Source organism: Paenibacillus sp. G34, from assembly GCF_056856875.1.
Genome location: NZ_CM166469.1, coordinates 2,210,321 through 2,223,351 on the forward strand (window position 1 = coordinate 2,210,321; position 13,031 = coordinate 2,223,351).

The window sequence follows — 13,031 nt, forward strand, 5'->3', positions numbered from 1 at the left end:
GGAATGTAAAACAGGGCTTCATATATTATAGCGTGACCGCTTGGCATTTCAACCATGCTTGTCATATCGGTCTGTCGTATACGTCTGAGCGTGCCAAGAGACAAATAGACGTTGGTTACATTAGTGGTATCAAGCAAACAAAAAAATGTGAAAATACAAAAAACGCAAAAAAACGCAAAAGCAACGCTCTACCATAAGGTAAGAGCGTTGCTATCCAAAAAATATCTTTAAACTTGTGGTGTCTTGTTACGCGGTGGCAATGGCCCTAAGTACTGATAATACTGGGTTTCAATCCGCCCGTTGAACAGCTTGCGGCGCTTGTCCGCTTTGTGCCCGAAATATTCTTCGAATGTTTTGGTGGAGGTGATTGCAAAAAACGACCAGGTCGGCATCTCCAGATAACTACGGCCGAGAGAACGAAGCAACTTCTGTACTTCTTTTTCTTCACTCAGACGTTCGCCATAAGGCGGGTTGGTAATTATAACTCCATACTCCCCTTGAGGTCTGGCCCGGTGAGCTGGCAGTACGCTGACTTCGATATCTTTGGCAAAACCCGCACTTTTGATCGCCGCTTGCGCAACTTCAATTGCCTCGGGATCAATGTCACTGCCTGAAATCTGCAGAGGCACATCGTCACGCACAGCATCGAACGCTTCCTCACGCGCTTGTTCCCACAGTTCAGCAGGAATCACATCCCAATTCTCAGAGTTAAACGTGCGGCGAAGCCCTGGTGCAATGTTCCATCCGATCATTGCAGCTTCGATCAGCATGGTGCCAGAACCGCAGCAAGGATCGTAAAATGGACGAGTGACATTCCAGCGACTCAGCTGAATCAGAGCGGCTGCCAGGGTTTCCTTCAGTGGCGCTTCTGTTACAAGTTTGCGGTATCCACGTTTGTGGAGTCCAGGTCCTGTTGTGTCCAGCGTAATAAGGGCGCGGTCATTCAGCAGAATAACTTCAACCACGTAACGTGCCCCATTTTCCGGGAACCATTCCGTTTGATGCGTCAGCTTCAGCTTTTCAACAATCGCTTTTTTGACAATACCTTGTGAAGCGGGCACACTGCTTAGCTGTGATTTCTGTGATCGTCCTTCCACCGGGAATTCGCCGTCTGCCGGAATCCATTCTTCCCATGGTAGGGCTTTGGTGCCCTCAAACAATTCATCAAATGTAGTCGCAGGGAATTCTCCCATGTTGACCAGTACACGATCCGAACTTCTGAGCCACAGGTTACAGCGGCAAATATCAATATAATCTCCTGTGAAAAATACGCGGCCATTATCGACTCTGGCATCCTCATATCCCAGTAGTTTCAGTTCCCGGGCAACAACAGCCTCAAGTCCCATTGCAGAGGTTGCAATTAATTGCAATCGAGCCATATGAATTCATTCAACTCCATTTCGAGCCGCAGAGGGTGTACCCTCTCGCGGCAAATATAGTAACGGTGCGGCCTTGCCGCTTTCCGTGAAAAAACTTACAATGAGTAATGCGGCTTAACCGCAAAAACTTCAATGCAGGTGATACAACGTTCAAATAGTCTGTGTTGGATAACAAACATTCATTATAAAACATTGGCATCCATATGAAAAGCTATCCAAGGCATTTAGCGGAAAGCTTTTCAAGGGCATCTGTATGGAAAATAGTCCAAGTTTGCAAGGAGGAACTTCGTGGTGATTCTGACCCCTGACGAATATGTAAATCAATTATTTCAAGAAGATGATCTTTTGTTAAAAGTAAAAGAGGCCATTCGAGCGAATGGTATGCCAGAGGTTTCGGTGGCTGCAGCGTATGGGCGCCTGCTGACCTTTCTGGCGAAAACCTCGAAAGCTGAAGCTGTGCTCGAAATCGGTGTGCTGGGCGGGTACAGCGGCATCTGTCTGGCTCGTGGGCTGAGCGAAGGGGGGAGTCTGACTTCACTTGAGTTGAAAGAAGAATATGCGGCTATGGCTCGTGGACATTTGGAAGAAGGTGGATTCGGAGAGAAAGTCGAATACCGGATCGGACCTGCAGCAGACAGTCTGGACCAATTGGCACAGGAAGGACGTACCTTTGATTTCTTCTTTATTGACGCAGATAAGGAAAACTATCCGGTCTATCTCGATTATGCGATTCGCCTTGCGCGTCCGGGTGCAGTCATTGTAGGGGACAACTGTTTCCTACGCGGTCGCACGCTTAATCCGGACAAACAAGGCCCGGCCGTGCTTGCTGTGCGTCGTTTCAACGAGCAGATGGCAAATGACCCACGTCTTGTCACAACCATGCTGCCCGACTATGACGGCTTGGCACTGGCTTGGGTGAAATAAAGATCACCATATTAATAGAACTTCGGTGGGACACGATTTTATGCCCTTATGTATTTGATAGGGCGTGTTCCACTTTTAATACTGCCAATATATATTCTACTCATTGCGGTACTCGTTTTTTTAGTTTTTTATCTTTTTAAGCATTATTTAACTAAAATGTAGGAGTAAACGTGATGCCACCACTAAGAAAACGGCTGCGGGTATACTGAGATTCGAGAAAATAGTAGTCCATGTGTGTTAACGTTCCTTTCCCACTGTTGTCTATTATTCATTATAAAGTCTGGTAGGATGGGAAAAAAGGCCAAAGCAGGATGAATCTCTGCTTTGGCCTTTTGGCGAACATCTGGCAATAATTGTCCGATCACTTATACCTCTGGTGTACCGTATGTTTCAAACCACTTTTTAATCGTATCAAAATCGTCACTGAAGGAAAGTCCGAGCATCAACAGAATTCGTGCTTGTTGTGGACTGAGATTATCTCCTGCGATAATACCTTTACCGCCTCCATACACGCTACCTGAACCTGTTCGGGTTGTCGTGACGAAAATAACGCCATCTTCAATAGCTTTCGTACGGGCTTGACCCATTGCTCTTGAGATTCCACCTGCCCCTGTACCCGAGGTGACAATGCCTTTCACTCCACTTTTCACAAAGCCTTCAATCGCTCCCCCGCCTGCTTCTTGATAAGAGAGAGCGATCTCCACTTTGGCTAGATCGGCTTTGGTAATTTTGCTAAGGTCGAATGCGGGTTTTGTGGTGCCTTCGGGTTTCATAGCACGTGCCGGAGCGCGGTAAATTCGGATGTTCGCTTCATCAATATAACCAACAGCACCAAGCATTGGTGTTTCAAAAGTGTCTGTCCGATAATCATTAGTTTTGGTTACCCCGCGTGCAAGCTGAATAGTATCGTTGAGCATCAATACGGTGCCAAATGATTTGGTTCGGCCGCTGCCGGCCAGCTTAATTGCATTGTACAGATTCGCTTGGGCATCAGAGCCAATTACCGTCCAAGGTCGCATCGAACCTGTGATGACAACGGGTTTATCGCTTTGAACCGTCATATCAAGGAAGTAGGCTATTTCCTCCATCGTGTCTGTGCCTGTAGTAACCACTACGCTGTCATATTGAGCTAATGCTTTATCTACCGTTTGTGACAAGTCGTACAAATCAGCCATCGAATAGGAGCCGGAACCGGAATTGCCGAATTGCAGTGTGCTCACATCCGCAATTTTCTGTTTGTCTGGCAAATCTTTGACCATGTCAGCAATGAGCAATGTGCCTGCCTTGTAATTTTGGAAGCTGGTTGCGTCCTCGGATTGTCCTGCAATCGTTCCGCCTGTTCCGATCACAAGCACATTAGGAAGTGGGGATTGTTTGGAAGCATCAGGCACTGCGGGGATGGTGGTATTGCGTGTAGGCGTGGCTGGGATGCTCTGAACCGTGCCGACAGTGCCTTTTACCTCTACCGTAGCAGCTTGAGCGGCATAAGTTCCGATCGGGGACAGGGATAGAGTTAATGCGGTAAATGCGGCGGTACTCCATACGGCCCAAGGGCGAAGGTTAGATGATTTTTTCATGCTGACACACTCCTTCAAGTGATTTTTGTGTGAGGTATTCTCTTTTTTTATGTAAGTAGATTGATATAATATTATTTAATGTTAGGTAATATAACAAATGTTATATTGCATAGGAATAACGCTTACAATCAATGTTTTTGATAGATAAATAGATATTTAATAGAGAAAATAGCTGAATTTAAATTTTATAAATTCTTAATCGAAAGATAGGGTGAAGAGGAAAGTGGAAGAGGGAAGGGGTTTTAATGTTACTTTAATTAACATAACTATCTTTCGACACAACAAGGGTAGTTGGTAGCATACGTTGGGACGAGAGGCTTATTTATGCTGAAATAGTTGGAATCGTTATCCAGTTGTGGTTATAATGGATATGAACCTTATATGTAAATAAATATATATTATTGATTGGAGGAAACACGATGAAACAAGCACCCCGAAAATATGCCAATTACATTCCTATTCGGGAACTGCACAACAAGGAGCGACAACTATCTCCCTTTCAGGTGTATGCAGAACTTCGTGAGAACACTCCAGTCCGATATGATGAGCATCGTGAATGCTGGGATGTGTTTCGGTACGAAGATGTGCAGTATGTGTTAAAAAATCCGAAGCTGTTCTCTTCTGAACGTAACCGTGCCGGTACCAGCATGTTAACGACAGATCCACCAAAGCACAAGCAACTTCGCGATTTGGTCAATCAGGCGTTTACGCCAAAGGCGATAGAGGCTCTTGCACCACGTATTCAGGAAATCACGGATGATTTGCTAGCTCCGCACTTGCCTAGTGGAAGGATGAACCTGATTGATGATCTTGCAACGCCACTACCTGTCATCGTTATCGCTGAACTGATTGGTGTTCCGGCTTCGGATCGGCGTGAATTCAAAGAGTGGTCTGATGTGCTTGTAAAAGGTGCGCGTGATGATAGTGAAGAGGCTTTTCAAGAGTTGGAGAAAGAAAAGCTGAAGAATATCCAGGAATTGTACGCCTATTTCACAGACATTATGGAACAGCGTCGTCTAAAGCCTCAGGACGATCTTATCTCTTTGCTACTAGATGCGGAGATTGAGGGAGAGAAGTTGACGGAGGAAGAAGTGGTCAATTTTTGCATTCTCCTGCTGGCTGCAGGGAATGAGACAACTACCAATTTGATTGCAAATGCTGTGCGCATTCTCTCTGAACAACCCGAACTGCAGGAGGAGTTGCGTGAGCAACCGGACAAGGTGGCCAGTGCCGTAGAAGAGACACTGCGTTATTATCCGCCGATTGTAGCCATTGGACGTGTTGCGAGGGAAGATACAGAACTAGGAGGCAAGGCGATCAAGGCAGGTCAACAGGTTATATCCTGGGTGGGGGCTGCCAATCGTGACGGTGCCCAGTTTGAACAGGCAGATCAATTCGTATCCGATCGTAAGCCGAACCGACATATGGGATTTGGATTCGGAATTCATTTCTGCTTGGGTGCGCCGCTGGCACGTTTGGAAGCGAGAGTTGCTTTGCATACGCTGCTCCAGCGTATGGAGCAGATCCAGTTAGTCCCTGAAACGGCCTTGGAGCCGATTCAAAGCGCTTTTGTATTTGGTGTGAAAGAATATCCGATTCAATTCAACGAACGACGAGTGTAATAGAAAAGCCGCTCTCAGGCCAGTCTGAACTGCTCCCCGTCAAGTAGACACTTAAAAAAACAAAAATGATTCGTTTGATACCTTAGCTCGGATGACGTGCTGAGGTATCTTTGTTATGCTGCTCTTCGGTATTCGTTCGGAGATAGACCGTCCAGACACTCTGTGTAACGGTAGTTGTTGTAGTAACGCATATAACGACGAACTGCGCAGTACAAAGCTTCATAGGTGTCAGCCTTCGTAAGATAATAACTTTCTGACTTGTAAGTGCCCCAAAATCGTTCAATGGGCTGGTTATCCAAACAGCGACTTACACGAGACATGCTCTTTGTAAATCCGTACTTCAACTGGAGCCTTTTATACTCATGAGACGTGTACTGAAAGCCTCTGTCGCTTTGGATCATTGGGGACACACCTGGATGCTTGACGTATGCTTTTTCCAGCGTATCCATCACGAGTTTATTGTTGTTGGAATAACCCAGTACCCATGAAACAATGGAGTTATCGTATAGATCAATAATGGCACTTAACATACTTCTCAGTCGCTTTCTGATAGTCCAGTTCATGTGAGAGGATATATTTTACAATTTCAATTCGTTCCTCGAATGTGGTTTTACGTCCTTTTTTCATGTGAGATCGTCCTTTACCTTGAAGGGTGTTTTTCCATACGATCTCCCCAGTATACTTGGAAATCCATCTCGATAAAACGCTTCGGCTTGAAATATGATAGGTTTGGATTGCCTTTTCTATGGAGGAACGTCCAGATAATACATCCTGCACGGCAGCTTGTTTAAGCTCGTTGGAGTACGCATGCTTTGTTCTTGATTCCACTAATCCGGACAAGCCCTCTTCTTTATATTTCCATATCCATTGCCTGATCGTATACGCACTACATCCTAATTGCTTGGTTTCCTGGTTTGGACTAGACCCCAACCCAAGGCACTGCTTCACTGCACGTAGTTTCGCTTCAAGGGACACCTGGCTTCGTTTAGACATTAAAAAAACTCCCATCATAGTAGACGTAGAAAGTTTTGTTTTTTTCTACTGTCTACTATGATGGGAGCATATCAGCTTTTGCTTCTTATTTCTGATAGAAAATTTAAGTCGTTTTCGATTCTTCGATACGGACAGGTCTTTTGTACAATTTGAATCGAACCCATACCATATTGAGCAATAATAGGCCACCAGATACGATAAACAGTCCCTCGATGCCGATGAATCCGGCCATAAATCCACCGATAATTGCACCAAGCATGTTGCCTAGCGCCAGTGTACTTGTGTTAAAGCTGAATGCCCTGCTGATCATGTTGTCAGGTGAGTACCCGCGAATCAGTGCATTTACGCTCGGGAGCAGCCCGCCCATAAATATACCCATCACAAAACGGACAAGGATGAGTTGCCATACCGTTTGAACAAAAGCTTGAGGGATAAGCATAATTCCGGTCCCGATCAGCGAAAAGGTGAGCACCCGGTGCGAACCGATCCGATCACTGAGTTTTCCAAGCACCGGTGACATTGCCATGTTGGATAGACCCGTGACAGCACCGACCATGCCAGCCCAGAATGCGACATTCACTTGAGTTCCATGCAGTTTCTCCACATAAATAGGCAACAGCGACATCGGACTGATCATCGCAAATTGAAGCAGGAATGTCACAGCGAATAGTGCCGGTAGCTGTGGCGATTTAGTGAGCTCTTTCAAACCGGATAATACGGATTGATCAGGTAACTTTGCGGCTTCTTGGCGGTCGAATTTCTCCCATACCAGGAACATGGCCAGCATGGACGCTGCGAAGATTAATCCGCCTGTAATATAGAATATAGGACGGAAGCCCACAGCATCTGCAAGCAATCCGCCAATAAGTGGACCCAGAATGGTACCTGCAACCTGACCAGACTGACTAATGCCCATGGCAAACCCCATGCGATCCTTCGGTGTTGTGCTTGAGATCAGGGCAACAGCCGCCGGATTGAATCCGGAGATCGTTCCGTTAAGCAAACGCAAGAGAAGAAGTTGCCAAGGATTCTGTACGAAACCCATCAAAGCAATGACAACCGCCATCCCGAATCCGGAGCGAAGCAACATGATTTTTCGTCCGTATTTATCTGACAACTTGCCCCAGAGCGGTTGAAACAAAAAAGAGGTGAGGAAATTGGCTGCAAAAATAAACCCGGCCCAAATACCAATTTCATGCTCGCCTACAACGCCAAGATCTCTGGCAAGAAATAGCGATAAAAAAGGTGTAATCATGGTCATGCCTGCATTGACCAGGAATTGTCCAAACCAAAGCACAATGAGATTGACTTTCCACATTTTCAATGTGCTTTCACTTCCTTTCAAAGATTTTTCTGTAACTCTCAAAAAAACCGATTCTTTCATTATATCACAAATGGCATATAGGGAGGGGCTTAACGAATGGAATAGTTTAGGGTGTAACGAATGTCATAGTATTGTCACTTGGAACACATCCGCATATGGTTGTTACGGCTGTTTAAAAAGGGCATAATGGTAGTTATGAGTCCAAAAACAATTGGAGGCTTCTTACATGAGCTATAACGATCGTCTGATTCGGGCCAGTTTCAAACAGCAGGTAGACCGTGTGCCAGTGTGGTACATGCGTCAGGCTGGACGTTACGATCCCGAATATCGCAAAATTAAAGAAAAGTACTCCTTGCTTGAAATATGTCAGCAACCTGAGCTGGCGGCTGAAGTTACACTCATGCCTGTACGTAAACTGGGTGTGGATGCGGCTATTTTGTATTCCGATATTATGAATCCGGTTGCTTCACTCGGGATTGATTTTGACATTGTAAAAAATATTGGTCCGGTGATCGATAATCCTATTCGTTCTGCTGCCGATGTTGATCGATTGCGTCCCATTGATGTGGAAGGTGACCTGTCTCACATTCTGGAAACAATCCGTATTCTGGACAAGGAACTGGACGTTCCGCTGATTACATTCGCAGGGGCTCCGTTTACTATCGCAAGTTATCTGATCGAAGGTCAGCCTTCGAAAGGGTATATCAGAACGAAAACAATGATGTACAGTGAGCCTGAAGTGTGGCACAAACTGATGCAGAAGCTTGGTGATATGGTCATTACATATATTCGTGCTCATATCGCGAATGGCGGTAAGGCATTTCAGTTGTTTGATAGCTGGGTAGGGGCACTCTCTCCCAAAGATTTCAAAACGTATGTGCTACCAACGATTACTCGTATCTTTACCGAATTATCCGATTTGAATGTACCGAAAATCTATTTCCCTGGTGTGGCCTCTGGTGAGTTGTTGCCAACCCTGCAGGATTTGCAGGCGAATGTCATCGGGCTGGACTGGAGAGTTTCCATTTCAGAAGGACGCAGACGCCTGGGTGGCAAATTCGCTGTGCAGGGCAACCTCGATCCGTATATCCTGACTGCGCCAATGGAATTAATCAAAGAACAGGCGAAAGTCATCATTGATGAAGGGATTAAAGATCCGGGTTATATTTTCAATCTGGGACATGGCTTGTTCCCTGAAGCCTCTCTTGATAAATTAAAAGAACTAACGGCATATATTCATGAATATTCAGCAGCAGCTTTGAAGACGGGAGTGACGGTAAGCAATGACTAATACAGTAGGCGTACTGGTGATGTCTTATGGCACACCTGAAAATATGGAAAGTGTTGAAGCGTATTATACGCATATTCGCAGAGGACGTTCGCCTGAGCCGGAACAATTGAAAGAGCTGACAGATCGGTATGAGGCGATTGTTGGCGGTGTTTTCCCGCTACGTGAGAACACGGATAACCAGGTGAAAAACCTTCAGGAGACGTTGCAAAAGGATGAGCGTCGCGGCGAGGTTGAATTCCGCTGTTATCAAGGACTAAAACATGCTTATCCTTTTATTGAGGATGGTGTGGAACAGATGGCGAAAGATGGTATTAAGAATGCCATTGGTATTGTCCTTGCGCCGCATTTCTCCACGATGAGTGTGGGCAGTTACATCAAACGTGCACGGGAAAAAGCTGAAGAGCTTGGTATCCAGATGTCCTTTATCGAAAGTTATCATTTGCATCCGAAGCTCATTCAGGCTCTTTCTACGCGGGTAAGTGCTAAGCTTGATGCATTCGAGGAAGCAGGAGCGAAACGCGGAGATGTGAAGGTGCTGTTCAGTGCCCACAGTCTTCCGGCACGAATTGTTGATATGGGTGACCCATATCCGAATCAATTACTGGAAACTTCCGAAGCCATCGCTTCTCGTGTTGGGATTACAAACTGGCAGTTTACTTGGCAAAGTGCCGGAAGAACTGCCGAGCCGTGGCTCGGCCCGGACATCCTCGACACACTGCAAGAACTATCGCGTGAACAAGTAGAGGATGTGCTTGTGGCTCCAATCGGCTTCGTCTCGGATCATCTGGAAGTGTTGTATGATCTCGACATTGAAGCTAAAGCGATTGCGAAAGAAATGGACATGCGTTTGATGCGCATTGACTCGCTTAACAGTGATCCTCTGTATATGGAGACATTGAGTGACTCTATTATTAGCCAATGGCAGCAAGGGTCTGATAACTAATGGATGACAAGAAAAGACGTATTGTTATTGTCGGCGGGGGCCTAACGGGCCTCAGCGCGGCATTTTATATCCGCAAGCATTACAGGGAAGCTGGTTTTGAACCTGCGATTACCTTGCTTGAGAAGAGTTCGTCTATGGGTGGTATGATCGAAACGTTGCATCGGGACGGATTTGTAATCGAGAAAGGTCCTGACTCTTTCCTGGCTCGCAAAACAGCAATGATTGATCTGGCGAAGGAACTGGAGATGGATCATGAACTCGTCAGCCAGAATCCGGAGTCCAAGAAAACATATATTATGCAGCGTGGAAAGCTTCATCCGATGCCAGCGGGTCTGGTGCTTGGTATTCCAACAGAACTGAGACCGTTCCTTAGAAGCGGACTTGTGTCTCCTGCAGGAAAATTGCGGGCGCTAATGGACTTTATTATTCCACCCAAACGCACAACAGAGGATGAATCTCTCGGTTACATGATTGAGCGCAGGCTTGGCCCGGAAGTGCTGGAAAACCTGACTGAGCCACTTCTGGCGGGTATATATGCAGGAGATATGCGAAAGCTTAGCCTACAAGCGACCTTCCCGCAGTTCGGAGAGGTGGAGCGAGATTATGGCAGCTTAATTCGAGGCATGATGACAGGACGCAAACCGACCGAGACCCATACAGGCACCAAACGGAGTGCGTTTCTGAACTTCCGTCAAGGATTGCAAAGTCTGGTGCATGCGCTTGTTCACGAATTGCATGATGTCGATCAGCGTCTGAATACAGCTGCCCAATCTTTGCAACGTCTGGATGGCGAGGACGCCGGATATCGCGTTGAACTTGATAACGGACAATTTTTAGAGGCAGATGACGTGATCATCACCGTGCCAACCTATGTGGCTTCTGAGTTGCTCAAGCCCCATGTGGATACATCAGCCCTGGATGCGATCAATTATGTATCTGTCGCTAACGTTGTTCTTGCCTTTGAGAAAAAAGAAGTGGAGCATGTCTTCGATGGATCAGGATTCCTTGTACCGCGAAAAGAGGGACGTAATATTACGGCCTGCACATGGACATCGACCAAATGGCTGCATACCAGTCCCGATGACAAAGTCCTGCTTCGTTGTTATGTTGGCCGTTCCGGAGATGAACAGAATGTGGAGCTTCCTGACGAAGCACTTACCGAGCTTGTAATGAAAGATCTTAGAGAAACGATGGGCATTGAGGCCACTCCGATTTTTTCGGAGATCACAAGATTACGTAAATCGATGCCGCAGTACCCTGTGGGCCATCTTGAGCATCTGGCTAACCTTCGTAAGGAGCTTGGAGACAAACTTCCAGGTGTTTTCATTGCCGGGGCCGGTTATGAGGGCGTGGGCTTGCCGGACTGTATCCGACAAGCCAAAGAAATGTCTGTACAGGCAGCTACACAGCTTACTTCAGCGAAGTGAGCGCGTGAACTTTATATCCGCCGTCCCGATGTAGCAGTATCTACAGAAGGGGCGGCTTTTTTTATAGGATGTACATCCAGAATATGCTTGATATAATGGTATTCATATGGATCTTTTGTTAAGAAGAGGAGTTGCTTATGTATCCCCCAAGATCACAGCGAAGCTCAGAAAAGAAAAAAGCAAGACGAACCCGTAATACAAAAATCAGGATCGTAAATGTAATATTAATTGCAGCAATTGCTCTTGTCGGCTTATATTACATGCTGAACACACGTGAAGAGCAACCATCTCAGCCTGCGAATTCAGAGATAGCGCAGCAGGAGCCGCCTTCCGGATCGAAAGACGAGGGTGGGGGCGCACTGAATCAGTCAGATACTGAATCTGTTAATACCCCTGATGAAGATTCTTCCGCGGTTGATGAGAAGCCTGAGGCAGATCCGGACAATACTGGAGATAGTTCTGGATCGGGTACAAGTGAAACATCTGGAGCTGGTGGTGAGAAGCCTGCAACGGGAACAAATCCTGCAACCACGGATAAAGGGACCTCGGGTGAGACGGGTAATGACAAGGGGAAACCTTCAACATCTGATTCGTCCAAGGGTGTCACCATTCATTTTGTCGGAGATATTCAATTTTCCGGAAAAGTTGCGGAATTGCTGGAAAAGAACGGATACGACTATCCATTTGCAAAGCTTGGCTCCATGTTTAAGAGAGACGATTTAACCATCGGTAATCTGGAGACCCCGGTCACCCATGGAGGTACGGGTGCTACGGATAAAACGTATGTGTATAAATCTTCGCCCAAATCTCTACAAGCGATGGCTGCAGCAGGATTTGATGCCGTTAATTTGGCTAACAATCATATTCTGGATCAGGGCGTGGAGGGTTTGGTTGATACGTTGACATATCTCAATGATTATGGAATCGCGCATGCTGGCGCGGGCATGAATGAGGCAGATGCCTATGAGCCTGCCTATTTCGAGCGCAAAGGCATGAAGATTGCCTTGCTTGGTTTCAGCCGGGTTGTTCCCGTTACAAGCTGGAAAGCGGATGGGAATCGGGCTGGAGTTGCAGAGGCGTATGACTCTACAAGAGCGGTTGAAGCCATCAAGACGGCCCGGAAGAAAGCGGATCTGGTTATTGTTGTAGCCCATTGGGGAGAAGAGCGTGTGGGTACCCCGAATGCGGATCAGACGAGGCTTGCACATGAGTTTGTCGATGCTGGTGCCGATTTGATTATCGGTGGTCATCCTCATGTTCTGCAGGGGCTTGAGTACTACAAAGGCAAATGGATCGCATATAGTACCGGGAATTTTATTTTCACTAAGTCGACGAACGAAGAAACGTGGAAAACAGCTGTCTTTCAAGCACGCTGTAGCCGAGAAGCTGCATGCAGTATGAAAGTAATACCGTATGAGGCCGCTCTGGGGCAGGCTGTGCCGATGCTTGACGATGCCAATAGGCTTCTGCTCCAGCAGATGGCTAAGATGTCACCAGGAATTAGGGTTAACGCGGATGGAGTTGCTATACCTAACTAAGAAGCGTACTGCT

11 protein-coding genes are annotated in these 13,031 nt (G+C 46.5%); 6 read left to right on the forward strand and 5 right to left on the reverse strand.

Annotated elements, in window-relative coordinates; translation table 11 throughout:
• Positions 1-227: 227 nt before the first annotated feature.
• Positions 228-1,379, reverse strand: coding sequence for a THUMP domain-containing class I SAM-dependent RNA methyltransferase (locus AC1VYS_RS10115; RefSeq protein WP_482914130.1), 1,152 nt, complete (start codon positions 1,377-1,379; stop codon positions 228-230).
• 291 nt (positions 1,380-1,670) lie between these two features.
• On the opposite strand from AC1VYS_RS10115, the gene AC1VYS_RS10120 reads away from it, so the two are divergent.
• On the forward strand, positions 1,671-2,303 hold the full coding sequence (locus tag AC1VYS_RS10120) for an O-methyltransferase (RefSeq protein ID WP_482914956.1): 633 nt from the start codon (positions 1,671-1,673) through the stop codon (positions 2,301-2,303).
• 365 nt (positions 2,304-2,668) lie between these two features.
• Here the strand turns inward: AC1VYS_RS10120 and AC1VYS_RS10125 are convergent, their stop codons facing one another.
• Entirely contained in the window at positions 2,669-3,880 is a 1,212-nt protein-coding gene (locus AC1VYS_RS10125) for an asparaginase (protein ID WP_482914131.1), read from the reverse strand.
• A gap of 419 nt (positions 3,881-4,299) precedes the next feature.
• Between AC1VYS_RS10125 and AC1VYS_RS10130 the strand changes: the two genes are divergently transcribed.
• Positions 4,300-5,502: a cytochrome P450 gene (locus tag AC1VYS_RS10130; RefSeq protein ID WP_482914132.1), complete on the forward strand. Its 1,203-nt coding sequence runs from the start codon at positions 4,300-4,302 to the stop codon at positions 5,500-5,502.
• A 113-nt stretch (positions 5,503-5,615) separates the two neighbouring features.
• Here the strand turns inward: AC1VYS_RS10130 and AC1VYS_RS10135 are convergent, their stop codons facing one another.
• The 3 genes from AC1VYS_RS10135 to AC1VYS_RS10145 form a co-directional block, all read right to left on the reverse strand.
• Positions 5,616-6,032 carry a transposase gene (locus AC1VYS_RS10135; protein ID WP_482914133.1) on the reverse strand — a complete coding sequence of 139 codons (417 nt, stop codon included), beginning with the start codon at positions 6,030-6,032 and terminating at the stop codon, positions 5,616-5,618.
• On the reverse strand, positions 6,013-6,495 hold the full coding sequence (locus AC1VYS_RS10140) for a transposase (protein ID WP_482914134.1): 483 nt from the start codon (positions 6,493-6,495) through the stop codon (positions 6,013-6,015). The genes AC1VYS_RS10135 and AC1VYS_RS10140 overlap by 20 nt, the downstream gene beginning before the upstream one ends.
• A gap of 103 nt (positions 6,496-6,598) precedes the next feature.
• On the reverse strand, positions 6,599-7,813 hold the full coding sequence (locus AC1VYS_RS10145; RefSeq protein ID WP_482914957.1) for an MFS transporter: 1,215 nt from the start codon (positions 7,811-7,813) through the stop codon (positions 6,599-6,601).
• A gap of 232 nt (positions 7,814-8,045) precedes the next feature.
• On the opposite strand from AC1VYS_RS10145, the gene hemE reads away from it, so the two are divergent.
• The 4 genes from hemE (at position 8,046) to AC1VYS_RS10165 (ending at position 13,018) form a co-directional block, all read left to right on the forward strand.
• Entirely contained in the window at positions 8,046-9,110 is a 1,065-nt protein-coding gene (gene hemE / locus AC1VYS_RS10150) for a uroporphyrinogen decarboxylase (RefSeq protein WP_482914135.1), read from the forward strand.
• A complete protein-coding gene (gene hemH, locus AC1VYS_RS10155; RefSeq protein WP_482914136.1) occupies positions 9,103-10,053 on the forward strand; it encodes a ferrochelatase in 951 nt (316 codons plus the stop codon). The genes hemE and hemH overlap by 8 nt, the downstream gene beginning before the upstream one ends.
• A complete protein-coding gene (hemY, locus tag AC1VYS_RS10160) occupies positions 10,053-11,480 on the forward strand; it encodes a protoporphyrinogen oxidase (RefSeq protein WP_482914137.1) in 1,428 nt (475 codons plus the stop codon). The genes hemH and hemY overlap by 1 nt, the downstream gene beginning before the upstream one ends.
• A gap of 137 nt (positions 11,481-11,617) precedes the next feature.
• Positions 11,618-13,018, forward strand: coding sequence for a CapA family protein (locus AC1VYS_RS10165; protein WP_482914138.1), 1,401 nt, complete (start codon positions 11,618-11,620; stop codon positions 13,016-13,018).
• The last annotated feature ends 13 nt before the right edge of the window (positions 13,019-13,031 follow it).

Excerpts from the sequence above, each read along its gene's own strand:
- AC1VYS_RS10115 (WP_482914130.1), bottom strand. The coding sequence starts at position 1,379 with ATGGCTCGATTGCAATTAATTGCAACCTCTGCAATGGGACTTGAGGCT.
- AC1VYS_RS10125 (WP_482914131.1), bottom strand. The coding sequence starts at position 3,880 with ATGAAAAAATCATCTAACCTTCGCCCTTGGGCCGTATGGAGTACCGCC.
- AC1VYS_RS10130 (WP_482914132.1), top strand. The coding sequence starts at position 4,300 with ATGAAACAAGCACCCCGAAAATATGCCAATTACATTCCTATTCGGGAA.
- AC1VYS_RS10135 (WP_482914133.1), bottom strand. The coding sequence starts at position 6,032 with ATGTTAAGTGCCATTATTGATCTATACGATAACTCCATTGTTTCATGG.
- AC1VYS_RS10140 (WP_482914134.1), bottom strand. The coding sequence starts at position 6,495 with ATGTCTAAACGAAGCCAGGTGTCCCTTGAAGCGAAACTACGTGCAGTG.
- AC1VYS_RS10145 (WP_482914957.1), bottom strand. The coding sequence starts at position 7,813 with ATGTGGAAAGTCAATCTCATTGTGCTTTGGTTTGGACAATTCCTGGTC.
- hemE (WP_482914135.1), top strand. The coding sequence starts at position 8,046 with ATGAGCTATAACGATCGTCTGATTCGGGCCAGTTTCAAACAGCAGGTA.
- hemH (WP_482914136.1), top strand. The coding sequence starts at position 9,103 with ATGACTAATACAGTAGGCGTACTGGTGATGTCTTATGGCACACCTGAA.
- hemY (WP_482914137.1), top strand. The coding sequence starts at position 10,053 with ATGGATGACAAGAAAAGACGTATTGTTATTGTCGGCGGGGGCCTAACG.
- AC1VYS_RS10165 (WP_482914138.1), top strand. The coding sequence starts at position 11,618 with ATGTATCCCCCAAGATCACAGCGAAGCTCAGAAAAGAAAAAAGCAAGA.